The sequence below is a fragment of the Streptomyces sp. IBSNAI002 genome (assembly GCF_052244475.1).
Taxonomy (GTDB): Bacteria; Actinomycetota; Actinomycetes; order Streptomycetales; family Streptomycetaceae; genus Streptomyces.
The window spans coordinates 2,905,126-2,927,760 of sequence record NZ_JBQPXG010000002.1; the positions used below are offsets into that span (position 1 = coordinate 2,905,126).

Below are 22,635 nucleotides of genomic sequence, written 5' to 3' on the forward strand. Positions count from 1 at the left end.
GATCGTCATGACGTTGATCAACCCGCCGCTGCTCGTCCACGGTGGCACGCACGCCGCCCGAGCTTTCCGGATGATGGTCCGGGATCTCAGCCACGGCGCGCAGGGCATCACCGAGTCCGACGACCTTCGGGTCAGCCAGCTCGCGACCCCCGGTGCCGGGGTTCGGGTCGGGGACGGCTCGGCCGTCATCCGTGGCGCCGTCGCCTGGGGGCAGGGCTCGTACACGCAGTACAACGTGGGATACCAGTCGGTGCCGGTGGCGCCTACCGGGGTCTCGCCCCGGTCCGACCTCCTCGTGCTGCGGGTCGAGGACCCGGAGTACGAGGGTGTGCGGGATCCCGAGCGCGATGACATCGGGTACTTCCACGTGATCCCGAACGTGTCCGGCAACGCGACGACCCCGCCCGCGGGCATGACCGCTGTTGCCCTGGCCCGGATCGACATACCGGCCAACACCAAGGTCATCACGGACGGCATGATCCGCGACGTCCGTACGATCGCGAACCCGCGCAAGGAACGCCAGTTGCACACCGCTTCCCCGGGCGGTGACCAGAACTGGGCTGGCAACAGCGGGAGCTGGGCGGACTGGCCGCCGGCCAGCCGGTTCAATATCCGCGTGCCGAAGTGGGCGGTGCGCGCACGCATCGTCATGACGATCTCGGGTCTCCAGGTTCTGGGCAGCATCTGGGGCAGCACCGCGTTCCGGCTCGGCGGCGTACAAGGCCAGTCCATTCAGATCGACGACGGCAGCACCAAGGGCGACGGGTCCGTGCGCGTCAACGCGATCTCGGCGGACACGATCGGCATCCCGGCGGAGATGCGCGGTACCACGCAGCCCCTCCAGGGCCTCGTCTTCCTCACGAAGGACAACGCGGGCTCCTTGCAGGCCGACGTCGTGACCACGGTCATTGCGGACATCGAGTTCGAGGAGGGCACCTGATGCCCGCCTACCGCTACCAGGTCCGCGACGCCCTCACCGGCGGCCTGGTCGTGCCGGACCTGCCGTTGACCGACGTCGAGTTCGGGCTGCGCCTCGATGAGCCCGGCGACTTCTCCGGGCGCGTGCCGGTCCCGTTTCGACACCTGCTCGGCTCGCAGATCAGCCCCGGCAACACCGTTCTGACCGTCGAGCGGGACGACACCCTGCTGTGGGGCGGGCTCATCTGGCGTGCCGAGCCGGAGGGCGGCGCGTACCCGTTGGAGGCGGCCGGCTGGGGCTCGTATCTGCACCGCCGCCACGACGTCCACGGCGAGCTCGATGGGCGCGGCCCGTACACGTACGCCGATCCGTGCCAGGTGATCCGGGATGTGTGGGCGTACGCTCAGGAGCAGCCGGATGGCGACCTCGGCGTGCAGGTGGAGCCGATGGTCAGTAGGGCGAAGGTCGGCACGCCGGCGGAGCCGTTCCGCTCGGAGTGGTGGGAGGCCCCGGTGCTCGGCGACATCGTCGAGGACATGACGGAGGTGGACGGCGGTCCGGAGTGGACGGAGACCACTGTGCTGAACGGGGACCGGCCTGTGGGGCGCATCCAGCTGGGCTGGCCGCGCTTGGGCACCCGCCGCCATGACCTGTCGTTCAGCTCGGGCGTGAACATCGCTGAGACGACCCCGGTCACGTACGACGGCGACGAGTACGCCCAGGTCGTCATCGCGCTCGGTGCTGGGGAAGGCCGAGGGCGGCGGCGCGCAGTCGAGGCGGTCCGCAACGGCCGGCTGCGCCTGGAGCGTGTCCTCGAGGTGCCGAACGAGAAGGGCAACGACCGGCTGGCCGCTCGGGCCCGCCGCGAACGGACCGCCCGCCAGGTGATGGGAGAGGTGGACGAGCTGCACGTCATCGACCACCCGGCAGCGCGGATCGGATCGTGGCAGATCGGTGACGACGTACGAGTGCGCATCCATGACGAGTGGGCGAACTGGTCCGGGTGGTGCCGTGTGACCGGCTGGTCCATCCAGCCGCCGGAGGGCGAGGAGCCCGAGCGGGTCACGCTGTCGCTGGCCCGATCCGACCGCTTCGTCTACGGGGGCTGATGATGGCGAGCAACCTGACGCAGATCGTGTCCCGCCTGGCCGATGTGGAGCGGCAGCTCAGCCGCGGGTCCCGGACGGCGTCCCTGGCGTACTCGTCGGTCGAAGCCGGGTCTATCGAGGTGTACGACGAGGACGGCGTCCTCACTGGCGCCGTCGGTGTGCAGTTCGACGGTACGACGGGCGTGGCTACCTTCAACGGACCTCCCCCACCGGCGCCCAGTGCGCCGCGCGTCACCCCGGTTCTGGGCGGTCTTCGCGTCACCTGGGACGGCGGCTTCATTGACGCGGCTACCGCACCGCTGAACCTCGGCCGGGTACAGGTGCACCTCCTGGGCTCTGCCGCGGATCCGGTGGATGTCCGCAATCCCGCCGCCACGATCGAGGCCGCCTCGGGGGCCTCCGTGACCATCGCGGTGTCCGACTACGAGCCCCGGCATGTGCGCCTGGTGGCGGTCAGCACCTCGGGCAAGCCCAGCGAACCGTCTGCCGCCGTCGCAGCAGCGGCCCGGCAGGCTGTGGGGCAGGACCTGCTCGACGGGATCGTGTCGGACATCAAACTGGCCGAGAAGGCCGTCACGGACACGAAGCTCGCGGTGGGCGCGGTGAAGTCAGCGGCCCTCGCGGACGGCGCTGTCCTTGCGGCGAAGCTCGCGAAGGCGGCCGTCACCAGCGACAAGCTCGGGGCCGGCGCCGTCACCCTGAACGCGCTGGGCGGGGCCTTGGCGGACGGCATCACCCAGCACTACGTGGACGCGCTCGGAGACCCGGCCGCGTGGAAGGCGCTGGGCATCGGCACAGGTGGCAAGTGGGAGCACCTGACGAACGTGGTCGACGCGCCGACCGGCCGCACGGTCGGCCAAGCGACGGGCTTCGCGGTGGTGCGCGGTTCTACAGCGATCCCGTACGAGCCGGACACCCTGTACCGGGTGTCGGCCCGGATACGGACGCTGAGCCCTTCGGACGCGGGCACGGACACTGTGTATGTGGGGCTGCTCGGGCTGGCCGCCGACGGAACGACCATGGTCAACCGGACTGGCGCGAACAGCCTGGAGGCGCACGTGTACTGCGCTGCGTCTCGCGGGAGCGCGGCTGTCGGCGACGGGTGGAAGGTGTTCACCGGGTACGTGCGCGGCCGTGGGGAGTCCGGTGTGGCCGTGGCCGGCGGTGCTACTCCGGACCCGCGGGCGCCTGGAAAGCTGCACGCCGACGTGCGGTTCGTCGCGCCGTATCTGTGGCTCAACTTCGACTCCACGCGCACCGGGTCGGCTTCGGCGACCGGCGTGATGCAGGTGGACGCCGTCACGGTCGAGGTGTTGAAGACCGGCGTGGTGGACAGCACCAACCTGGTCGCGGGCAGCGTGACCACAGCGGCGCTGGCCACCGACTCCGTGACCGCCGGCAAGGTCGCGGCCGACACGATCAGCGGCCGCGAACTCCAGGCCGCCTCGGTGGCCGCCGGGCACGTGCTCGCGGGCGCGATCACCGCGGACAAGATGACCATCGTCGGCACCGCGAACGTGCTTGCCGACCCGTCGTTCGAGGGCCCGCAGTCACTGGCCCTGACCGCCGCCCTGCCCTGGGCAACCGTGGACAAGACCCGGGGCAACGGCTCGGCTTCCTCACTGCGGATCGACGCCACCTCCGCGACGGCCGTGTATCGGGCGGTGGACCTCACGGTGCTGCCCGCCTCCCCGACTGATCAGCTGTACTTGGCCGTCGACTACTGGGCGTCGGATGACTGGGCGGGCGCGGAGATCAGCTTCCATGCCCGTTGGGAGGCTGGAGACGGCAAGATCCTCGGCTACGGCAAGGCCCGCACGACCGCTCCCCTGCGCTCCCAGTGGGGTCGGTTGTCGGCAACCCTGACGGCTCCCGCCGAGACGGTTCGCGCCCGCATCCGGCTGGAGTCCGGAGCGGCGACGGCAGGCACGGTGTGGTGGGACAACGCCGCCGTGCGGCCGATCCTGCCCGGAGTTCAGATCGCTGACGGCGCGGTCACGGCCCCCAAGGTGTTCGCTGGCGCCATCACCACGGACAAACTCGCGGCTCTGGCCATCACGGGCGAGAAAATCGCGGCCAAGGCGATCACAGCCGACAAGGTGGCGGCCTTGGCGATCACGGCCGAGAAGCTGGCCGCGAACTCGGTTACGGCCACGGCCATCGCGGCGGGGGCCGTGGAGGCCGTCCACATCAAGGCCGGGTCGATCACGGCGGACAAGATCGCCCTGGGTATCGACGGCAACCTGGTTGCGGACGCCAGCTTCGAGGGCGAAGTCGCGGCCAAGCGGGTCTCGTCGGCGGGCTGGAGCATCGTCTCCCCTGGGCGGGACACCCCGAAGGCGATCCGTGCGGACTGCACCGCGGCAACGGCCACCGACCGTACGCACACCCTGGGCCTGTTCGAGGCGACGCCCGGGATGCGGGTGTGGATGGCGGCGGACTACCAGGTCAGCGCGGACTGGGTCGGCCGGAACGTAACCGTGTACGTCCGCTGGGAAGACGCTGCCGGGACCACCCTCGGGTACAGCACGCTCACCGCGCCGTCCGGCATGGCGGGCAAGGGCTGGCAGTACATGGCTGGCAGCCCTACGTCAGTGGCGCCTCCGCAGACGGTCACCGGTCGGCTGCGGCTCGGCGCAAACGACGGCACCGCAGGGAACGTGACCTACGACAACGTGGTGATCCGCCTCGTGATGTCGTCCGGTGGCGGCGGGTCTCGGGCGGAAATCTCCCCGGAGGGGTTGAGGCTGTTCGACCCGACTGGTGAGGAGTCGATCTCTCTGGTCACGGGCCGCCCGCAGTATCTGACGATCACCAACGAGGGTGTGCCCGTCGCAACCATCAACGAGAACGGGCATGGTGCGTTCAACGACTTGTCCGTCGCCGGCGTGCTCTCCGTCAACGGCGAGAAGCTGGACACGCAGCTCTCCGACCTGGCGCGCGGCATCGTCGCCGTGCATACGACGACCGCCGGCGTGCAGGCGGCGATGGATGCGGAGACCGGCTACATCGAGCTGCCCGTCCGCCTCCAGGCCGATCGGCAGTACCGCATCGTCGTCGACGCCTACGCGGATCCGTCCGCCGCTGGTGGCGAGCTGCTGCTGTTCCTCCGCGATGGCGGGACGGCAGCGCCGACCGTCACCTCCAGGCAGCTTCAGAGCACCGTGACGGCGGCGACCGGCGGATGGCAGCGACTGCGCCTTGAGCTGATGGCCTCTGGTTCAGCCCTCGGGGCCGGTACCCACCGTCTCCTCAGCTCCTTCATGTGGCGGTGGGGAGCGGCTGGAGGGAACGTCAGCCTCTTCGGCGGAGGCGGATTCCCGGCCACGATGTACGTCGAGGACGTCGGGCGGGCCATCGCCAACACCGGTGAACTCAACCGCGGAGGGGCAGCCGGTGGTGGGACCGAGCCGACGAAGCCCGCGACCCAGCGGTACGAGAAGACGTACAACGCGGCCTGGTCCGGTACCTACACCAACCGGGGCGCGTACAGCAGCTACCACGGAAACCAGGCGCTCCAGGGCTACTACTCCAGCACGAACGGCTTGACCGCCTCCCTCGTCGGCTTCCCTGCATCGCTTAGCACGGACCTGAGCGGCGCCAAGATCGAGAAGGTCCAGTTGTACGTGTACTTCGAGCACTGGTACTACGCGGGCGGCGGCACGGCGGTCATCAAGGCGCACAGCCACGGCTCGAGGCCAGGGAGCTTCAGCAGCGACGGCCAGTCGATGAGCGTGTCCTTCCGCCGCAATGAGGGCCGGTGGATCGACATCACTTCGATCTTCGACGAGACGAAGTGGCGAGGGATCGCACTGGACCCGAACAGCACGGACAGCACGTACTACGGGCGCGCTCACGGTGTCGGCCAGCAGTACCCGCCGCAGCTGAAGGTCACGTACGTGAAGTAGCCACGGGGCGGGCCGCGCGGGGGATCTCCGGGCCCGCCCATCTGGCGCCCTACAGGCCGAGCTGGCGCACACCGTGCTCGGACGGCATGGCGCGGGGTGATCCGTCCGGAAGGATCAGCAGTCCCTGGGCGCCTCCGTGCGCCTGGAGCACGTCGGCCGACGTGCTGATGAGGTTCTGCAAGATCAGGTCGGGTGAGGCGGGGGCGCCAGCGTGGTCGAACTCGGGCTCGCTGCCGGGCACTCGATCAACCCAGAGCTGGCCATCGCCCACCGCGTAGCGAACTGGAATCGAGGTCTGCCGCAGCGCGGCCGCGTGGTAGACGAAGAGCGCCCATAGGGCTCTGACCTGGAGTGCGTGAAGGGCCAGTTCGGCCGTCGCGGCGAACGCCGCAGCCTTGTTGAGGGCACCGAGCGCGCCGCCGTCGGCCAACGCTCCCATGACGGTCGCAGTCCCCATCTTGAGCATGACTGCGTACGGCCAGCCGACCGCCACCGCAAGGTCGAAGTCACAGACGTTGCAGCTGTCCGTCTGGGACTCGAAGACCATGATCGTGGAGTGTCCGGGTCTCGTACGGACAACGCCCCGAACTTCTTGGAGGAGCAGGTGTAGATCCGCGGCCTGCTGCAAGTCCTGGGCTTCCGCAAGGTTGGGCGAGTTCCGGTCTCGGCGGTCCGCGCGGAGTCGCATATCATTTCGCCGCAGCCCGTAGAGGATCTTGCCTAGCCAGATTCGCATGGTGGCTTCGGGGAGGGCTGCGACGGCTTCTGGGCCGGAGGCAAAGGCTTCCCGGACTGTGTTCTCGATCCGGCTCAGGTGCTCGTTGTTGCACGGCCGGCACGCCGGGATCTTGACCCTGTCGGCGGTGATGGGCGTCAGGTTCGGGAGTTCGATCTTCGGTCGGGGGTGGCCGGGGGGCATCCCCGTTGGAGCCAGCGCGGGATCACGTCCTCGACGGATGCCTTACCCGGCTGGATCGGACGCGTGCACAGGAAGCACTCGTTGTCTTGGAGCCCTTGCCCCTCCCAGGGGCGGTAGTCCACTCCACCGGCGATCATCGCTCTTGCCATCGGGTCCGTCTGCGGCACCACCATGGTCGGCAGTGTCTCATCATCAGCCTGCCTCGACACCGCACTGGTTTTGGGCCGCAGGAAGTCAGCGCCAGGGGCGTCCTGTCCGCGCACGTACGATCAACTTCAGGCGCGCGGGGCTGTCAGGAGTGATGTCCGTGTCCGTGCCGCCGAGCGCAGAACCGACGCTGTGGGAGCTGCACCGCGCGGTCTCGCAGCTCCGCGAGGACCTGCGAGGAGACCTCGCTCATCTGGCGGCCCGGCTCGACCAGGTGGTCACCCAGGACGTGTACCGGGCCGACCAGCGGGCGACGGAACAGCGCATCGGAGCCGTCGAGGCGGCTCTTGCAGGGCTTCGCGGCGAGCACGACCAGGTCGCCGAGCGGGCAGAGCAGCAGCGCCGCGAGGACCAAGCTCAGGCAGCGGCGACCCGCCGCCTGGTGCTCTCGTCTTTCGTGGCGCCGCTGCTGCTGATGGTGCTCCAGCTGTGGCTGGTCACTCAGGGCACGGCTCGCTGACGGGCTTCGCCCACCTTTCTTGATCTTGGGCGCGGGGAGAATCCGAGATCCGAACATGGCTACACCGCTGAGTGCTGATGCACTCGTGGCGGCGCTGCGCGCTGAAGGCGTACGCATCGTCGAACGTCCCGGTTGGCGCACCCACAACCGGAATCACAAGGGGCCGTGGGGCCCGGTCCGTGGCGTGATGATCCACCACACGGTGACCTCCGGCACCGCGAACACGGTCAGCATCTGCGAGAACGGCTACAGCGGCCTGCCGGGCCCGCTCTGCCACGGTGTGATCGCGAAGGACGGCACGGTCTACCTGATCGGCAATGGCAGGGCGAACCATGCCGGGTCGGGTGACTCCGACGTCCTGGCCGCGGTGATCGCTGAGCGTTCGCTGCCGGCCGCGAACGAGGCGGATGCCGACGGCAATACCTCGTTCTACGGCTTCGAGTGCGAGAACCTGGGCGACGGCGAAGATCCATGGCCCGGCGCGCAGCTGGAGGCCATCGAGAAGGTCTCTGCTGCGATCTGCCGAGCCCACAAGTGGGGGGCCGCGAGCGTGATCGGCCACAAGGAGTGGCAGCCGGGGAAGGTGGATCCGAAGGGCTTCGCCATGTCCGGTCTGCGCCAGCGAATCGGCGCCCGTCTCGCGGGTAAGCCGGGCGGCGGGGGCAGCACCACGTACACGGTCCGGGACGGGGACACGCTTTCCGGCATCGGGCGGGACCTCGGTGTCTCGTGGGAGGCGCTGGCGAAGGCGAACAACATCTCGGCCCCGTACGTGATCCACCCGGGTCAGAAGCTGGTGGTGCCGAAGTGAGCCGGGTCTCCGATGTAAACCAGAGGACGGTGCGCACCGTGTTCCAGACCCTGCTGGGTCTGGCCGCTGGTCTGCCGCTGATCGTGGACGCCTCCGGCGTCCCTCAGTCGGCGGCCGGTGTGGCGGTGGCGCTCGCCGTGGCCGGTGCCGTCACGCGGGTCATGGCGCTGCCTGTGGTTCAGCGGCTGCTGCCGCGCTGGCTGTTCGCGCCGGAGCGCCCGCCGGTTGAGCCTGAGTCGGACCGGTCAAGTCCGGTGCGGGCAGTGGAGTAGCGATCCCGAGGGGGTCCGGCGGCGGCCGGGCCCCCTCCCATCTGATCCGGCCGTTGCGGCTTGGGCCGGCTCGATAGGGTCGGGGTAGACCGACCAGGAGGGGCCGTATGGCGACCGAGATCGTGATCGCGCAGACATCCATTGACGACGAGGCCCGGGCGCAGGCTCTGGTGCAAGGGGCTGTTGAGGCGAGGCTGGCGGCCTGCTGCCACATCGACGGGCCGTTCCGTGCCACGTACTGGTGGCAGGGGAAGATGGAGACGGCGCAGGAGTGGCGGCTCTCGTACAAGACCACGGTGGACCGGCTTCCCGAGCTGGAAGCGTGGGTGGCCCGGGAGCACCCCTACGAGGTGCCTGAGTGGGTCACCGTGCCGGTCACTGGCGGCTCGGAGGCGTACCTGAAGTGGGTGGTCGAGGAGACCACCCCTCGCTAGGACGACCATCTCGGCCCCTAACCAGGGCGCGGGCCCGGCGCCTTCAGGCGGCAAGCTCTTGCAGGTGGTGCGCGAGGTCGCGCTGCGAGCTGGGCAGCCGCTCGGCGACAGCGGCGGCCCTGGCCCGACCCATGGTGTTGGGGCGCGTCTGGGCCGCTGCCGCGAACTGGTGTGCCACGTGGGCGCCGTGTCCGATGTCGCCTCCCCGTAGGAGTGCGTGAGCGAGGTCTCCGAGGATGACGACCCCGGAGTCGGACAGGTCCTGCCCGAGGCGCTCCATGGTGTCGGCTGCCGCGTCCGAGAGTTGCTGGTGGCCGAGCTGCCCGTATACGGAGAGTACGAGCGAGTCCATCCGGGCGGGGGTCATGAACTGGATCCATGCCTGCTCGGCGGTGTAGTCAGCGAAGTCGTAGGCGATCCGGGCCCGGTCGAGGGCGCGGAGTGCGGCCGTGTCGTCGCCTGCGTTCGCAGCTTCCTCCGCGTGCCGAGCGTGGATCCAGGCGGCGGCAGCGCCGTTCCCGGGGCCGCGAACGTCCTGGGCTGCCTTGGCCAGCAGCTCAACCGCGCGGCTGGGGGTGTTCGCGCCGTAGCTGGCGTAGCCCAGCGCGAGGGCCCGCAGCGGGGGGTGGCCCGCGGCCTCGGCGCAGTCGGCGGTGACCTTGTAGTAGGCGTGCGCCGTCCGGTGGTCTCCCAGGTCCCACGCCACCCAGCCGGCGAGTGCTGCTGTCTCACCGGCGGCGATGGTGAGGGCCCGCTCGTGCTGGCCGGCCCTGGGAAGGGCGGCAGTGATGGCGTCGAGATGCGATTCGACCTGGCCGCGAAGCTGCTGGGCGGTCAAGTGGTGTTCGCTGATGTGCAAGGCGCTTGCGCGGAGGGCCAACGTGTCTGCGGAGTCCGCGTCGATCTTGGCTCCCCTACCGAGGGCGTGAGCGAGACGGCCCCACGGCTCGGCGGCTGCAGCGGCGCCGACGAGGGCGCCGCCCATCAACGTACGGCGGTTCAGCACGTCGATTCCTTCCTCCCCGTCGCGGTGGACCGGGTTCCGGCGGCGCTCGCGGGCGGCAGCTGCTTCCCGTTGCAGCTGCTCCGGGGGTAAGCCGCACGCCACCGCGATGTGGGCCAGGGTGTGGTTGGTCGGGATGTTCTCGCCGTGCTCGTAGCGGTTGATCTCGCGGCGCGTCATGGTCTCCCGGCCGGAGACTGCGTTGATCGCGGCCGCCTGTTGCTCCTGGGTACGTCTGGCCTTGCGGCGGAGCTGAAGGAGCAGGTGGCCGAAGTCTGCTGGCATGAGTGTGCCCTCTGTCGGTGGGTGTGTCCCCATGATGGGCGTCGTTCCCCCCTCAGGTTCCCCCTTGACAGGTTTTTCCCCCTCCAAGTTCCCCTGTTCCTCTCCTCGGTGGGGCGGTGCGATGGGTGCCATGACCACGTTCCGTGAGGTGGCGCGCTCCGCGCCGGAGGGTGCAGGGCAGCGCCTGCTCGACGCCCAAGTGCCTACCGTGCTGCGCTTGGGCGACTCCCCGACGCAGGGACAGCTGCCGCCGTTGCCGTTCTCCGTCGCGCGGCGTAGCCACGTTCCTCAGCGTGAGGCGTTCCGTGACGGAGCGGAGGCTGTGGTCGGGTGCGCTCGGCCCGCCGGCCCCGGCTCGTTCAGCCAGGAGGATGCCCGGCACGTGCAGGACATCCGCCAGTTCGCGGCATCTTGCCTGCGGCGCTGGGGTGTTGAAGGCGACGTGGTGGACGCGGCCCAGCTGATCGCGAGCGAGTTCTTCACGCGCGAGCTTCGCCATGGCACCAGCGGTGCTATCCGTGTTCAGCTGATCGCGGGCCCGAGCACGTTCACGGTGGCGGTGGCGGGGGGCGGGCCGTACGTCCCGGTGTACCCGATGGTGGTGCCGGACGACCGGAGCAGGCGGGGGCTGTTCCTCGTGGATCACCTTGCTCAGCTGCACCGCGGATGCTGGGGCCTGGCGGCCGATGGGACAGCCTGGTGCCTCCTGGCTTCGGCCGGACAGCAGGCAGCGGCATGACCCTGCCCGCAGTAGTGCTAGCCGCCCCTTCGAGTGCACCGGCTGATGATGCCAAGGAGCTGGCCGCTGCTGTCCGTCGGCTGTTGCAGCAGGAGGCCAGCGGTGAGGTGGAGCTCCTGCTTGGCCCCCTGACCTTCGAGCTGGTAGTCACACCTCGCGGTCGGCGCTCCGATCTGGCGCTGACCCTCATGGACACCTGGCAGCAGGGGTGCGGCCCGGTCGTTGATGACCCCGGTCGGCCTTTCCGGTACTGGCTCGTTCCTCCTGGCACCGCCACTCGGTGGGAGCACGGCGTCGGCCGCTGCGTGGACAAGGGCCGGGTGGTGATGCCGCCGCTCAGCCGGTCTGCGCCGCCCGGGCCCTTCTGGGTTCGGCCCTGGGACCGGAACCGGCTTGTCGGACCGCTCTTGCTGCGCAAGGCGCTGGCCGTCGCCGGTGAAGGAGGAACGGTGGGGCCCCTGTCCGTGGCCGGTGAAGGAAGCGCGGAGGGGCCGCTGTCCGTGGCTGGCGAAGGAAGAACGGTGGGTCCACCGCGGGCACCCCTGCCCCGGAGGACGGCGCGACGTCCCGCACATTGAAGCCGCCGCCCGCGTAGGCCGTGCCCCTTCCCGGTGCTGCGCGGGCGGCTTCCAAGCACACTGCCGCTGCGGCTTGAGCAGCCTGACCAGAAGGATTCCTGTGGAAGAGTCGCAGTCTCCGTCCTGTCCGCACTCTCCGCCGTGCCCGCGAGCCGATGACAGCGGCTGGGAGTCGGCCCGGACCCTCGTGGCGCACCCGGAACAGGGATGGAGTCTCCTGTGTGGGGGTGCCGTGACCTTCGAGGACACCGGGGGCCTCTTGCCTGACGGCAGGACTGTCGCCCCTCACCGTCCGACGGACGCAACGAGGGCCGCCGCATGACTGGCCGTGCGGTGCCCGGCAGCAGGTTCCGGCTAACCGATCGCGAGCTCGAAGCTGTGGGGCTGGCCGCCGAGGGCTTGAAGATCGAACTGATCGCGGAGCGGCTGGGCGTCAAGGCGGCAACGGTGCAGTCCAGGCTGAAGTTCGCCCGGTTCAAGACCGGGGCGGTGCGCACCACGGCGCTGGTCCATAGCTCCTATGCGTCCGAGCAGTTGGCCCGGCCGGCTGCCGAGGATCCGGTGGACCTCTCGAAGGACGAACTACAGGTCCTCGGCTACCTGGCCGAAGGGCTAACGGTCGTGGAGATGAAGGATCTGGTCTCGTGGCCGGAGCACCGGCTGCGTGACGCATATGGCGATCTTCTGGCCGCGCTGGACGCGACATACCGGCCTGCGTACGCGATCAAACGTGCATGGGCGATGGGCCACCTGGGCGGTGAGAGGCAAGCCGCCTGATCGCTGTGGCGGGCTCGGTCCGGTTCGTTCGGGTGAGGTGTCAAGGACTCGCCTCTCCGCCCTGGGACGTTTTGGCACCATGGGTTGCTCTCGCCGCTCGCTGGGCGGCGCATCGGGCCTAGGAGGCACGCTGTGGACGCGACGTTTCCCGAGCCGGCGGATGAACCGCTGGAGGTGTGGGCTGCGCGACGGGAGCGCGGCAGGCGAAGGACGGGGGAGCTTCGCGCCGTGCCTCTGGCTGCGGGGCCCGCCCGTGGCTCCCATGTCGATCCGGGCAGTCCGCGGATGATCACCCGGTGGGACGGATTCCAGTGGCAGGCCGTGGCCGTCGTCCCGAACTACGCCGCGGCGAGGCAGGTCATTGATCCGGCTGCTCCGGCGGAGCAGGTTCAGCTTCCGAGGTACAGCCCGGCACCGCTTCGGGCTGGGCGGGGTAGGCACCGGCGTACCTGCACACCTGCTTCGCGAAATGGGCAGAAGAGGAAACGTTCCAAGCTGGTCGCGGAGAACGGACGGGAAAGCCCCCGGGCATCGGCAGATGGCGGGGGCTTCCGTACACCTCTTGGAAAGTGTGGACCCAGTCTATCGGGCCGAGCGGCACGCCGCGTGGGCCCGGGCCGCGGGCACCCGCCTCATACCCGTATTCTGCTATCGCAGACATAGGAGAGAGGAGGGGTTGTTGTGGCTAAGCCGCTGGTGATGGGCCGCAAGGAGATCGCGCACGTGTACAATATTGCGCCGACCGCCGTCAGCGACCGTTGGATTCCGAGGGGGACGCTCTCCTACGAGGATGCGGTGGTCGTCTCGGGTAAGCCGTACTGGCCTGGCGGGTTGGTGCTGGAGTGCGCCCTGCCTGAGGGCGGACGCGGCCGGCAGCTCGACCTTGGCCGGCTGAAGGAGCTTGAGAAGGGCCAGGAAGCTCGGGTTCGGCCGAGGTCGAAGGGTGAGTTGCCGTGCCTTGTCGGTCTCCAGGAGGTCGCGGAGATGTTCGGCGTCGACCAGGTGAGGGCGAGCCAGGCGACGAAGAGCGCGCAGGGGATGCTGCCGCCGGCGGACTACGAGCTGTCCGGGTCGCCGGTGTGGCTGCTTGAGACGGTTCTCGCGGGTGCGGAGCACACCGTGGAGGTATCGAAAGCCGCGAGGCGGAATCCGGGCGCGTGGCGGCTTCGGGCTGAGGTTGTCGAGGATCTACGGAAAGGCCGGTACGCAGGGCCCGGATCCGTGATCAAGGAGCGGGGCAAGAAGGCCGCAGAGGCGGATGCAGCTGCGGTCACTGACTAGGAGTGCGGTAGGCCCGAAGGTGTGGAAATCCCCTGATGCCGTGTTCCCGGGCGGGGCGTCTTGCTAGGTTTCGATCATGACCGCATCCAAGATCGGAACCGCCTTCGCCCAGGCCTACACCGAGCGCCTGCAGTCCGGGCAGGCAGACTCGGGCGCGCTTCAGCAGCTTTACGCGCCGGAGGCGTCCCTGACCCTGAACGGCAACAGGGTTGAGGGATCGCAGAAGATCGCGCAGGCACTCGTGGAGTCCTTCACCTCCGGGGCGAAGCGCAAGGTGTACGGCGTCGACTCGCAGGAACTGCACACCGGGGGTGTCCTGGTTTCCTTCCGGGGCGAAGTCGCCGAGCCACCCATGCCGTTCAGCGAGACGTTCGTTCTCGTACCCGTCACCGGCAGCCACGTAGTCACCAACCACATCTTCAACATCATCACCAGCAACTGACCCACAGCCCCGCACCCAGCCGCCCGCCGCAGCCCGGCAATGGCCTCCACCTTTCTGGAGTGACCATGGTTCGCTGCCGGTGTCGGCTGGTGGGCACGTTCATGAATGGAAGTTGAGGGCTCCAGGCGTTTCGCCTGGAGCCCTCAAGCTGTTCCCGGGTGTTTGACACCCCCACTATAGGTAGTAGAATTCAGCTATCGGCAGCCAAGCCCGCTTGGATCACGCCGCGCTCATGACGTAGAAATAGGCCACCATCTATCTCCGGAGGGATCATGCTCATCACGCAGCTCGAATTGCCGATGGCTCCACTGCGGCAGCCCGACCCGGCCGGCGGAAGCCTGAGCATCCAGGACCGCTTCGAGGCGTTTCACGAGCTCAACCCCTGGATCCTGGCGAAGCTGGAAGCGATGACGGCTGACTGCGTAGGGCGCGGCCTGTCCCGCGTGGGCATCGGGATGCTGTTCGAGGTGCTGCGGTACGAGTACGGCCGCGCCACCCTCGGCGACACCTGGAAGCTGAACAACAACTTCCGCTCCCGCTATGTCCGACTACTCCTGGAGCAGCACCCCGAGTGGGGTGCCGTCTTCGAGCTGCGCGGACTTCGCAGTGCCTGAAATAGGCCACCATCTAAATACCTTTTGGAGATGTGATGTCTGAACTGTCGTCCCCGCCGAAGCTCCGCACCCGGAAGCCGACCGGCGTGATCCCGTGGCCGGTGCTCCTCATCGAGGGCGAGGAGAAGGCGGGCAAGTCCCACACCGCCGCCGCGTTCACCGGATCGGACAAGACCGGCCAGGCGTACTGGCTGGAGCTGGGCGAGGAGACCGCCGAGGAGTACATCAACGTGCCCGGCGCAGACTACGAGCTGATCGAGCACAACGGGTCGTACCGCGACATCCTCGGTCAGATCGAAGCGGTTCACGCTGAGGCCGTTCGTGCTGCTCGGGCGAAGGAGAAGCCCGTGGTCCTGGTGATCGACTCGGTGTCGAACCTGTGGCGCATGCTCGTGAACTGGACGCAGGTCCGGGCGCAGCGGTCCGTGTCGGGCCGGAAGAAGCTGGAGGCCGACCCGGACGCCGAGATCAAGCCCACCATGAACCTCTGGAACGACGCCGGCGAGCGGTGGGCGCGGGTGATGTACCTGGTGCGCACGATGCCCGGCATCGTGATCCTCCTGGCACGCGGCAAGGAAATCGCGGCCTTGGACGAGCGGGGCGAGCCCATCCCCCGTGCGAAGGCCACGGACTGGCGGGTGGAGGGTCAGAAGTCCTTGGCCTACGACGCGACGGTGTGGGTGCGGCTGCGCCGGGAGGCGGACCCGCAGATCGTCGGGGCCCGCTCCCTGAAGTTCAGTGTCCCGCGCAGCGCGAAGAAGCCCATGCATGTGCCGGACTTCACCATCGAGCACCTCGTCTTCGGCCTCATGGGCTGCGCGATCCACAACCAGCCCAAGGCCACGCCGGAGCTGACCGGCGACCTGGCCCAGGTGTGGGAGCCGAAGGTGAAGGCCGCCGCAGAAGCCGGTGTCGAGACGCTGAAGAAGCTGTGGTGGGACGCCGAGAAGGAATCGGGGCTCGACCGCGAGGAGCTGGCGATCATCCGTAACGCCATCGAGCGCAAGGCCGCCGAGCTCAGCAACCCGAAGAAGCTGGATGACCCGACCAGCGAAGCCGCGCGGCTGCGAGCGGCTGCCGCCCAGGTGCGTGAAGAAGCGGATGGGTCCGCCGACTTCGAAGCCGCTGCCTGATTCCGCCCCTTCGGCATTCCGTGGGGTCCGCTCCGCCCGGGGCGGACCCCGCTCACCTCTTGGAGTAGTTCATGACCACGATGACGACGGCTGCCCTGCCGGGGTCGATCTGGGGCGCCGCCCACGACGCTGATGCTCGGCGGCCCCGCTCGGTCCAGACCCAGCTGGGGGCCTCCGACACGATCTGCCAGCGCCGCGCCGGGTACATCCTCGCCGGCACGGAACGGAACAACCCCTACGCCGACAAGCGGGCGGCGATCCTCGGCACGTACATCCACAGGGGCCTGCTGGAGGACGCCCGCCGCGAGTACGGGTGGCTGGTGGAACGCGTCGTCGCCAACGACCTGATCCGCGGGCACATCGACGCCGTGCACCTGGACGCAGCGGCTGCCGCCCGGGTGCCTAAGCGGCATCGGCCGCTCGTGCCGGCCGAGGTGGTGACGGTGGAGGACGTCAAGACCAAGTCCTCCCGGATCTGGGACCGCGTTCTGCGGTTCGGGCCGACGGCTGCGGAGATGCGGCAGGTCCTGCTGTACGCGCTGCTGCTGCGGGACGTGGGGTTCGCCGACATACCCGGCCAGCGATACCTGCACCGGCTCGGCCCGCTGGATGTGCAGCGGATCCGGTTCCGGTTCGTGTGCCGCGACACCGGCGAGGAGCACGTGCAGGAATTCCCCTTCGACCTGTGGCTTGCGGAGGAAGCCCGCTGGTGGGTGGAGCGTGTCCTCGAGGCGGAATCGCCCGAGGAGCTTCGGCGGGATCATGACGGGCCCGGCTTGTCGGCGGTGTGCGACAACTGCCCGTTCATCACCGACTGCTGGCCGGAGGTCGCCCCGGGCGCCCCGGCGCAGACGGCCCTTGTCCACGACGACGCCGACAGGGCGGACGCGCTGGACCGCTACGTCAGGGCGCATGAGCGGTGGCGGGCCGCCGACGCCGAGAAGAAGGTGGTGCGCAAGATGCTGGACACCTCTCCGGAGGGCAACTACGGCTCCAACCATCTGGGTTGGAGCGGCGGCAACGACAAGGACGAGACCGACGTAGCCGCCATGGTGGGCATGTTCGAGGACGCTGACCTGGTCGTGCCGATGGTTCCTGACGCTGAGGCCATGGTGAAGATCCTGCGCCGGGCCGGCTTCGTGGTCCCTGTTCGCCGCGCGGCCGCTCAGACATCCCGCTCGATCAAGGTCTCCGTGGCCCGTAAGGCCGCCTGAGACCGCCGGGCGGCCCACATCTGACCGGTTGGGCCGCCCGGCTCCCGTACGACCCGCACAACACCTTCTGGAGACTTTCCGTGACCATCCTTCGCCGCCACCTCAGCAGCGGCTACACGGTGCTGCCGACGGCCACCCTTGAGGACGCCCGCCTGTCGTTCCGTGCGCGCGGCATCCTCGCCTACCTGCTGGCGAAGCCGGACACATGGAAGGTGGCGGCCGACCGGATCGCCAAGGCGGGCAAGGAGGGGGTGGAGGCGGTCCGTACGGCCCTTCGGGAACTGAAGGACGCGGGCTACTACCGGGTCGTGACGGAGCGGATGACGGATGGCACTCTGCGGCGGATCACCGAGGTGTACGACCAGGCGCAGGACTGGGCCGCGGAGGAGTTCCGGAAGCTGGAGGAGAAGCGGTTGGCCAGGCGCCGCAAGAAGGAGCAGACGGCGGCGGCTCCGGACGCGGGCGAGGGAGGATCGCAGGACGTCACCGAAACCGGGTTTTCGGGGTTCGGTTCTCCAGTGTCCGGTTCTCCGAGCGATGGTTCGCCCGGGGTTATAGGTAGTAACCAGAGTCAGTACTCAGAGAAGAACCCCCTAACCCCCGCAGCTGACGCAGCGGGGGGACCTGCTGCCGCTGTTCGGGAAGAACCGGCGCGGCCTGCGGCCGGCGGAGGGTGCCCGGTGCATCCGGACGGGTCGGGGCGTGGGTGCCGTGGTTGCGGTACGAGTCCCCGGCAGCTTCGCCAGGCGGAGGAGTCGGTAGCTCGGCGGGATGCGCAGGCCCGGCAGCGCGTCCGGGATGCCCAGGTGATCTCTGAGGGTGCACAGCCGTTCTCGACGCTCTCGGACGTCGCGCGCCAGGCGATCTCCGAGATCCGAGCCAGGCGTGGCGGTGCGGCCATCAAGACGCAGCAGGAGAAATAGGCCATCATCTTTCTGTATCCTGACGCCGCGACGGCGAGCCACCCCCAGCTGGGGAGCCCGCGACCTCTTGGAGATTCCCCGTGAACGAAGCACAACGCTCCCTGCGCAGGCGGCTGCGACATTCGCAGCCTCTGCGCCACTACTGGCAACCGGCGACTCAACCCACAGTCGCCGCGCAACAAATAGGCCATCGTCTATCGATGGGGCGACGGGCCCTTGGCACCCTCCGGCACTGGATAACCCTGATGAAGCTCACCGACAACGACATCGCCTTGGCGGCCCGCGACTTCTTCAACCCGGCCCAGCTGCTGGAGTTCGCGGACCTTCCGTTCACCGACTCGCGGACGCTGCGGGCGGGTCAATTGCTGCGGGAGCGCGGGGAGCAGGGGATGCGCCTGCGCAGGCTGCCCGGCGAGCCGGACGCGGGAGCCATGTGCAGCTGGACCTGGCGGCCGGGCGGCTTCAGGTACGGGGTGGACGCCGTCGACGGCATCCGCACCGGTGACATCAGCTGGCGGCAGGTCTCCCAGCTTGTCGATGAGCGCCTGACCCCCGTGCGGTACGGCGCACTGCGCCAGGCGGTCACCGCCGAGGCCGCGCACCGCCGCTCCTACTCCCCCGGACCGGCGCCGTTCCGCGACGCGGACGCCTGGCGGGAGCACTTCTACCGGCCGTGGGCTCGCACGGCCTCCTCGCTGGAGCTGCGCGCCCAGGCCGCGAAGGACGCCATCCTCCCGGCCCCGCGGCCCCAGCCACCCCTTTTCTGACCGCTTCCGCACGCCCTACGAAGGACCCGCCGTGATCAACTCGACCGCCGCCACCACCTGGCTGGAGCAGGCCGCCTGCGCCGGGTCCGAGGGCTACGTCCTGTCCGCAGGCCAGACCGAAGAGCCTGCCGAGCGGCTGGTGAAGGCGGTTGAGCCACTGGTGCGCGCCTGCCTCGTTTGCCCCGTGCTCAAGGAGTGCTACGACCGGGTCCGGCCGAAGGGGTCTCAGTTCGACGGCGTCTGCGCGGGGCGGCTGTGGATCAACGGGCAGGAGGCGGCGCGCGCTCTCGGCGCCCCGGCGCTGCCGAAGTCCCTGGTCTCCCGAGCAGGGGTCTGCGGCGAGCCCAGCGGCGTGCGGGGGCACCGGCGGGCCGGGGAGCCGCTGTGCGGGCAGTGCCGGGTTACGGCCCAGCGGTCGGAGTCGAGGGCGGCCGGCGCGGCGACGATCCGTAAGCGGGGGGCAAGGAGCGCCCGCCGCCCTGTCGTCGCGAAGGGCTAGCGCCACCCCTCTGACCTGCGGGTTTATGTTGACACCGCCTCCAAAGGTAGTAGAATTTAGCTATGAGGGAGGGGGAAGCCCCGACCCGCTCCAATCGGAAGGACCCGCGATGCACACCCCGATGCCCGACCCGATCAGCGTGCTGGCCGTCTCCCGCGACTACGCGATCAGCGAGGTCCAGGCCGAGGTCGCCCTGACCTGGGCCGCGGTCGCGATGACGTTGGAGTGGGAGAGCTTCGCCCTCGAAGCGGGCCTGGACCCCGCCGACGGTGACGCGATGGGCCGCTGGAACCAGCAGTTCCCCCATGTGCGGACCGCCTGCCTCGACGGAGCCGTGGCGGAGGTGGCCGCAGCACCCGCCCCGGTCCTCGACCCGGTGGAGCAGCTCCTGCGCGACGTACGAACCGCGCCGGTCTGCCGCCGCCGCCCCGCGAGCCCCCTGCGGACCAACCGGACCCGCGTCCACATCCGCTGAGAACCACCCGGCCCGCCCCACCGGGGGCGGGCCGCGCCAACCCCACCCCAACACCGAATCGGAGACATCCATGGGAGCCGTTGACTTCGACCACACCGAGGCCGGCGTGAACGTCGAGCAAGCGTTCCACGCGGCCAGGGAAGCCGCCCTGCACGAGCACGGCCACGGCAGCTACACCGGCAGCATCGCCGAGAAGGCCACCTATCTGGTCTTCGGCGAACCCCGCACCGGCACGGACCAGGCGTATGAACGCGCCTCCGAGCTGCTGGACACCGATCAGCGCATCGCCGACAAGTGGGGCCCGGCCGGCGCGCTGCCGGTCGTCCTCGACGACGGCCGCGATGGCTGGCTGTTCTTCGGCTGGGCTTCTTCCTGACCTGCTACTTGCACTGGGGCGCCCTCGCGGGGCGCCCCGCTACACCTCTTGGAACGATCCATGTCCTTCAAGCACCTGCCCCTTCTCGGCACCGCCGAGATCATCGGGACCCTGAACCTCAGCCCCAAGCAGACTGCGGCAGCGGCCAACCTGGCACACCGGGTGGCTCAGAGCGCCTGGCGGCGACGGCCGCCGCACAAGAGCGGCCAGACCTACGCGGATTTCGCCGCGACCGTCACCGACTGCGCCTGGCTCACGATGTTCGAGGTCGGCGCCCTGCTCACCCTGGGCCGCCACCGCGATGCACGGCTCCTGACGGAAGCCTCCCGCTTGGCGCACCAGCCCACGCACGCCGGACAGTCTCGATGACCAGGCCGTCCCACCACTACCCACACCAAGACCTGGAGCCCGATGGGCTCGACCTCTACGCCACCCGCACGGCCCTCATCGTGACTGCGAACCTCCTCCGCGCGCAGGCCGAGCACCGCACACCGCTCGAACTCGCCACTCAGGCAAGAGTTCTGGAGATGTGGAAGCAGGCAACCCCGGAGCTTCGCCGGATACTGCTGCTCCAGGCCGCGTGGGAGGCCCGAGGCCGCTTCACCGGGGAGGCCGACGACGACGCGGCACGCTACGCCGGGTACTTCTCCGACGCGGCAGCAGATGCCGCGGCGAACGGGGCGACCGACCGAACCGACTTCGTCCACCTGATCACGCCCCCGTTCCTGACCGCCCAGTCACTCGCCTTCGACCGGGAGGAGAACGCCGTCTCCCTCGTCGCCACGCTGCTGCTCGCCCAGCACATCCCGGGCCGGTGGATGTGACGAGCGGCGCCCGCGTCTGGCTGCGCCAGGCAGATGACACACCGGTCCGCGATCGAACGGACGCGGCGGCCGCATTCGAGGTGATCGAGACCACGACGGGCGCCACCGGCCCCGTCTGCCTGCTCACCGCCCACGACCCGCTCATCAACGCCCTGTACGCCGGGTGGCACCCCCTTGCCCGGCTCATCCGCACCTGAAGGGACTGACGTACTCATGACCATCGAGATCGAACACACCCGCGCCGACGGCACGATCCTCCACGGCTCCGTCAAGGGAGACGGCGTCTACGAGATCGTCAAGCAGCACGGCTTCCGCCACTCCCGGCACGTCGGCATCTACATCCGCGGCTCCCGGGACAAGGAGGCGCAGCACTGGCAGATCAACCGCGCGGCTGATGCCCTCCGCGCGGCCGGCCACGAGGTCAGGATCGACATCAACGAGGACGACGACCGGTCCTTCGCCGAGATCGAGGGCGCCCGCGAGGAGCGCGCCGAGGACCGGGCCGAGCGGTTCAGCGACCGTGCGGGCCGCGCCGCCGCGGCCTCCGACGCCCGGCGCGGCGCGGCCCACGACATCAGCCGGCGGTTCGAGTTCGGCCAGCCGATCCTTGAAGGCCACCACAGCGAGCGCCGCGCCCGCCATGACCAGGAGCGCATGCACAACAACATGCGGAAGTCGATCGAGGAGGACAAGAAGGCCGGTTACTGGGCCGGGCGGGCCGAGGCCGCCGAGTCGTACAAGCAGCACCGAAACGACCCGTACCGCACCCTGCGGCGCCTGGAGACGCTGCGGGCCGACCTACGCCAGCAGGAGCGGCACCACGCGGAGGCCATCGAGAAGGGGTACGACTCGGTCGACCGGCACGCCCGCCTCATCCGGGACATCCGCAAGGAGATCGGACACTGGGAGGAGGTCGTCGAAAAGGCGGAGGCCGAGGGCGTCAAGGTCTGGGGCCCGGACGACTTCGCCCCCGGCGACTATGTCGTGTGCCTCGGGTCCTGGTACCAGGTGGCCCGGGTAAACCCGAAGACGCTGAGCGTCGCGTGGAACCTGAGGCTCGCCCCTAAGCAGGTGATGACGCTGGAGGACGCCACCGAGCGCGGCCGGGTCTGGACCCACCCGGTCGACTACACCAAGGTCCGGGCCCGTTGCCCGGAGGAGGCGATGGTCGCCTTCCGTGCGGACGGGAAGGTGCCCGGTACGAAGGCCGCGCGGGCAGCGTCCGAGGAGCAGCCGGCGAGCGCCGTCCGCGAGGCCCAGGCGGCGAAGCCGAAGCCGAAGGCGACGAAGTCCACCAGCGACCCGAAGCTCGCGAAGCGGGTCTACGTCACCTGCCCGCTCGGCGGGGCCAAGGCGACGCTGACGTGGTGGAACGGCAACAGCCGCCCGCACAAGGACTTCGAGCCGGTGACGATCACGGCCGAGGAAGGCGCGAAGTTCCACCGTTCGGTCTGGTCCCGCCCGCTCCAGGACGAGATCGCGAGGATTCTCGACGAGCGCGGCTACGTGTGCGGCGAGGACGACTGGACGGTTTCCCGCGACCGAAGCGGCTTCGTGCGGACCATCCAGCCGAAGCCGGAGGCTGCGCCCGAGGAGCCCGCCGAGCCTGCCGTGGAAACGGCGGCGGCCCCGCTCCTGCCCCTGGCCGGGTAGCCCCCACCCGGTG

The 22,635-nt window shown here is 69.5% G+C and carries 27 protein-coding genes; 25 read left to right on the forward strand and 2 right to left on the reverse strand.

Going from position 1 to position 22,635, the window contains the following annotated elements; all coding sequences use genetic code 11:
* Positions 1-7 precede the first annotated feature (7 nt).
* Genes ACTVZO_RS14105 through ACTVZO_RS14115 form a run of 3 tightly spaced genes read left to right on the forward strand, consistent with a single transcriptional unit; the run spans position 8 to position 5,936 of the window.
* Positions 8-940, forward strand: a complete 933-nt coding sequence (locus tag ACTVZO_RS14105; protein WP_443298718.1) for a hypothetical protein — start codon at positions 8-10, stop codon at positions 938-940.
* The gene (locus ACTVZO_RS14110; RefSeq protein WP_443298719.1) at positions 940-2,028 is read left to right on the forward strand and encodes a hypothetical protein; all 1,089 of its coding nucleotides are present in this window, start codon (positions 940-942) and stop codon (positions 2,026-2,028) included. The genes ACTVZO_RS14105 and ACTVZO_RS14110 overlap by 1 nt, the downstream gene beginning before the upstream one ends.
* Positions 2,028-5,936, forward strand: coding sequence for a hypothetical protein (locus ACTVZO_RS14115; protein WP_443298720.1), 3,909 nt, complete (start codon positions 2,028-2,030; stop codon positions 5,934-5,936). The genes ACTVZO_RS14110 and ACTVZO_RS14115 overlap by 1 nt, the downstream gene beginning before the upstream one ends.
* 49 nt (positions 5,937-5,985) lie before the next feature.
* Here the strand turns inward: ACTVZO_RS14115 and ACTVZO_RS14120 are convergent, their stop codons facing one another.
* A complete protein-coding gene (locus tag ACTVZO_RS14120) occupies positions 5,986-6,483 on the reverse strand; it encodes a hypothetical protein (RefSeq protein WP_443298721.1) in 498 nt (165 codons plus the stop codon).
* Positions 6,484-7,162: 679 nt separating this feature from the next.
* Between ACTVZO_RS14120 and ACTVZO_RS14125 the strand changes: the two genes are divergently transcribed.
* The 4 genes from ACTVZO_RS14125 to cutA all read left to right on the forward strand — a co-directional run bounded on the left by ACTVZO_RS14125 (position 7,163) and on the right by cutA (position 9,039).
* The gene (locus ACTVZO_RS14125; RefSeq protein ID WP_254386827.1) at positions 7,163-7,522 is read left to right on the forward strand and encodes a hypothetical protein; all 360 of its coding nucleotides are present in this window, start codon (positions 7,163-7,165) and stop codon (positions 7,520-7,522) included.
* A 55-nt stretch (positions 7,523-7,577) separates the two neighbouring features.
* A complete protein-coding gene (locus ACTVZO_RS14130; RefSeq protein ID WP_443303167.1) occupies positions 7,578-8,333 on the forward strand; it encodes an N-acetylmuramoyl-L-alanine amidase in 756 nt (251 codons plus the stop codon).
* Between the two features lie 38 nt (positions 8,334-8,371).
* Positions 8,372-8,605 (forward strand): hypothetical protein, encoded by a 234-nt coding sequence (locus ACTVZO_RS14135; protein ID WP_443298722.1) that lies wholly within the window; start codon positions 8,372-8,374, stop codon positions 8,603-8,605.
* Between the two features lie 107 nt (positions 8,606-8,712).
* Positions 8,713-9,039, forward strand: coding sequence for a divalent-cation tolerance protein CutA (cutA, locus tag ACTVZO_RS14140; protein WP_443298723.1), 327 nt, complete (start codon positions 8,713-8,715; stop codon positions 9,037-9,039).
* A gap of 43 nt (positions 9,040-9,082) precedes the next feature.
* On the opposite strand, the gene ACTVZO_RS14145 is transcribed toward cutA, so the two are convergent.
* Positions 9,083-10,327 carry a helix-turn-helix transcriptional regulator gene (locus ACTVZO_RS14145; protein WP_443298724.1) on the reverse strand — a complete coding sequence of 415 codons (1,245 nt, stop codon included), beginning with the start codon at positions 10,325-10,327 and terminating at the stop codon, positions 9,083-9,085.
* A 130-nt stretch (positions 10,328-10,457) separates the two neighbouring features.
* On the opposite strand from ACTVZO_RS14145, the gene ACTVZO_RS14150 reads away from it, so the two are divergent.
* From ACTVZO_RS14150 to ACTVZO_RS14235, 18 genes are all read left to right on the forward strand, one after another.
* Complete coding sequence (locus ACTVZO_RS14150) at positions 10,458-11,066, forward strand: ATP-binding protein (RefSeq protein WP_443298725.1); 609 nt, start codon at positions 10,458-10,460, stop codon at positions 11,064-11,066.
* A gap of 678 nt (positions 11,067-11,744) precedes the next feature.
* Positions 11,745-11,966, forward strand: coding sequence for a DUF5999 family protein (locus tag ACTVZO_RS14155; RefSeq protein ID WP_443303169.1), 222 nt, complete (start codon positions 11,745-11,747; stop codon positions 11,964-11,966).
* A complete protein-coding gene (locus tag ACTVZO_RS14160; RefSeq protein WP_443298726.1) occupies positions 11,963-12,421 on the forward strand; it encodes a hypothetical protein in 459 nt (152 codons plus the stop codon). The genes ACTVZO_RS14155 and ACTVZO_RS14160 overlap by 4 nt, the downstream gene beginning before the upstream one ends.
* Before the next feature lie 132 nt (positions 12,422-12,553).
* Positions 12,554-13,084, forward strand: coding sequence for a DUF6087 family protein (locus ACTVZO_RS14165; RefSeq protein ID WP_443298727.1), 531 nt, complete (start codon positions 12,554-12,556; stop codon positions 13,082-13,084).
* Between the two features lie 18 nt (positions 13,085-13,102).
* Entirely contained in the window at positions 13,103-13,702 is a 600-nt protein-coding gene (locus tag ACTVZO_RS14170; protein WP_443298728.1) for a hypothetical protein, read from the forward strand.
* 76 nt (positions 13,703-13,778) lie between these two features.
* Positions 13,779-14,144: a ketosteroid isomerase family protein gene (locus ACTVZO_RS14175; protein WP_443298729.1), complete on the forward strand. Its 366-nt coding sequence runs from the start codon at positions 13,779-13,781 to the stop codon at positions 14,142-14,144.
* Between the two features lie 272 nt (positions 14,145-14,416).
* The gene (locus ACTVZO_RS14180) at positions 14,417-14,758 is read left to right on the forward strand and encodes a hypothetical protein (protein WP_443298730.1); all 342 of its coding nucleotides are present in this window, start codon (positions 14,417-14,419) and stop codon (positions 14,756-14,758) included.
* 35 nt (positions 14,759-14,793) lie between these two features.
* Complete coding sequence (locus ACTVZO_RS14185) at positions 14,794-15,891, forward strand: AAA family ATPase (protein ID WP_443298731.1); 1,098 nt, start codon at positions 14,794-14,796, stop codon at positions 15,889-15,891.
* Between the two features lie 71 nt (positions 15,892-15,962).
* A complete protein-coding gene (locus ACTVZO_RS14190) occupies positions 15,963-17,105 on the forward strand; it encodes a PD-(D/E)XK nuclease family protein (RefSeq protein WP_443298732.1) in 1,143 nt (380 codons plus the stop codon).
* A gap of 80 nt (positions 17,106-17,185) precedes the next feature.
* Complete coding sequence (locus ACTVZO_RS14195) at positions 17,186-18,028, forward strand: hypothetical protein (RefSeq protein ID WP_443298733.1); 843 nt, start codon at positions 17,186-17,188, stop codon at positions 18,026-18,028.
* A gap of 245 nt (positions 18,029-18,273) precedes the next feature.
* Entirely contained in the window at positions 18,274-18,795 is a 522-nt protein-coding gene (locus ACTVZO_RS14200) for a hypothetical protein (RefSeq protein WP_443298734.1), read from the forward strand.
* Between the two features lie 31 nt (positions 18,796-18,826).
* Positions 18,827-19,294, forward strand: coding sequence for a hypothetical protein (locus ACTVZO_RS14205; protein WP_443298735.1), 468 nt, complete (start codon positions 18,827-18,829; stop codon positions 19,292-19,294).
* A 109-nt stretch (positions 19,295-19,403) separates the two neighbouring features.
* Positions 19,404-19,769: a hypothetical protein gene (locus ACTVZO_RS14210; protein WP_443298736.1), complete on the forward strand. Its 366-nt coding sequence runs from the start codon at positions 19,404-19,406 to the stop codon at positions 19,767-19,769.
* Between the two features lie 70 nt (positions 19,770-19,839).
* Complete coding sequence (locus ACTVZO_RS14215) at positions 19,840-20,145, forward strand: hypothetical protein (protein WP_443298737.1); 306 nt, start codon at positions 19,840-19,842, stop codon at positions 20,143-20,145.
* A gap of 60 nt (positions 20,146-20,205) precedes the next feature.
* Complete coding sequence (locus tag ACTVZO_RS14220) at positions 20,206-20,514, forward strand: hypothetical protein (RefSeq protein WP_443298738.1); 309 nt, start codon at positions 20,206-20,208, stop codon at positions 20,512-20,514.
* Positions 20,511-20,969 (forward strand): hypothetical protein, encoded by a 459-nt coding sequence (locus ACTVZO_RS14225; protein ID WP_443298739.1) that lies wholly within the window; start codon positions 20,511-20,513, stop codon positions 20,967-20,969. Before ACTVZO_RS14220 ends, ACTVZO_RS14225 begins: the two co-directional genes overlap by 4 nt.
* A complete protein-coding gene (locus tag ACTVZO_RS14230; protein WP_443298740.1) occupies positions 20,960-21,166 on the forward strand; it encodes a hypothetical protein in 207 nt (68 codons plus the stop codon). Before ACTVZO_RS14225 ends, ACTVZO_RS14230 begins: the two co-directional genes overlap by 10 nt.
* 16 nt (positions 21,167-21,182) lie before the next feature.
* On the forward strand, positions 21,183-22,622 hold the full coding sequence (locus ACTVZO_RS14235; protein WP_443298741.1) for a DUF3560 domain-containing protein: 1,440 nt from the start codon (positions 21,183-21,185) through the stop codon (positions 22,620-22,622).
* Positions 22,623-22,635: the final 13 nt, after the last annotated feature.

Bases quoted from the DNA above. Each gene is read 5' to 3' on its own strand.
- ACTVZO_RS14105 (WP_443298718.1), top strand. From the start codon at position 8: ATGACGTTGATCAACCCGCCGCTGCTCGTCCACGGTGGCACGCACGCC.
- ACTVZO_RS14110 (WP_443298719.1), top strand. From the start codon at position 940: ATGCCCGCCTACCGCTACCAGGTCCGCGACGCCCTCACCGGCGGCCTG.
- ACTVZO_RS14115 (WP_443298720.1), top strand. From the start codon at position 2,028: ATGATGGCGAGCAACCTGACGCAGATCGTGTCCCGCCTGGCCGATGTG.
- ACTVZO_RS14120 (WP_443298721.1), bottom strand. From the start codon at position 6,483: ATGGTCTTCGAGTCCCAGACGGACAGCTGCAACGTCTGTGACTTCGAC.
- ACTVZO_RS14130 (WP_443303167.1), top strand. From the start codon at position 7,578: ATGGCTACACCGCTGAGTGCTGATGCACTCGTGGCGGCGCTGCGCGCT.
- cutA (WP_443298723.1), top strand. From the start codon at position 8,713: ATGGCGACCGAGATCGTGATCGCGCAGACATCCATTGACGACGAGGCC.
- ACTVZO_RS14145 (WP_443298724.1), bottom strand. From the start codon at position 10,327: ATGCCAGCAGACTTCGGCCACCTGCTCCTTCAGCTCCGCCGCAAGGCC.
- ACTVZO_RS14150 (WP_443298725.1), top strand. From the start codon at position 10,458: ATGACCACGTTCCGTGAGGTGGCGCGCTCCGCGCCGGAGGGTGCAGGG.
- ACTVZO_RS14160 (WP_443298726.1), top strand. From the start codon at position 11,963: ATGACTGGCCGTGCGGTGCCCGGCAGCAGGTTCCGGCTAACCGATCGC.
- ACTVZO_RS14175 (WP_443298729.1), top strand. From the start codon at position 13,779: ATGACCGCATCCAAGATCGGAACCGCCTTCGCCCAGGCCTACACCGAG.
- ACTVZO_RS14180 (WP_443298730.1), top strand. From the start codon at position 14,417: ATGCTCATCACGCAGCTCGAATTGCCGATGGCTCCACTGCGGCAGCCC.
- ACTVZO_RS14185 (WP_443298731.1), top strand. From the start codon at position 14,794: ATGTCTGAACTGTCGTCCCCGCCGAAGCTCCGCACCCGGAAGCCGACC.
- ACTVZO_RS14190 (WP_443298732.1), top strand. From the start codon at position 15,963: ATGACCACGATGACGACGGCTGCCCTGCCGGGGTCGATCTGGGGCGCC.
- ACTVZO_RS14200 (WP_443298734.1), top strand. From the start codon at position 18,274: ATGAAGCTCACCGACAACGACATCGCCTTGGCGGCCCGCGACTTCTTC.
- ACTVZO_RS14210 (WP_443298736.1), top strand. From the start codon at position 19,404: ATGCACACCCCGATGCCCGACCCGATCAGCGTGCTGGCCGTCTCCCGC.
- ACTVZO_RS14215 (WP_443298737.1), top strand. From the start codon at position 19,840: ATGGGAGCCGTTGACTTCGACCACACCGAGGCCGGCGTGAACGTCGAG.
- ACTVZO_RS14220 (WP_443298738.1), top strand. From the start codon at position 20,206: ATGTCCTTCAAGCACCTGCCCCTTCTCGGCACCGCCGAGATCATCGGG.
- ACTVZO_RS14225 (WP_443298739.1), top strand. From the start codon at position 20,511: ATGACCAGGCCGTCCCACCACTACCCACACCAAGACCTGGAGCCCGAT.
- ACTVZO_RS14235 (WP_443298741.1), top strand. From the start codon at position 21,183: ATGACCATCGAGATCGAACACACCCGCGCCGACGGCACGATCCTCCAC.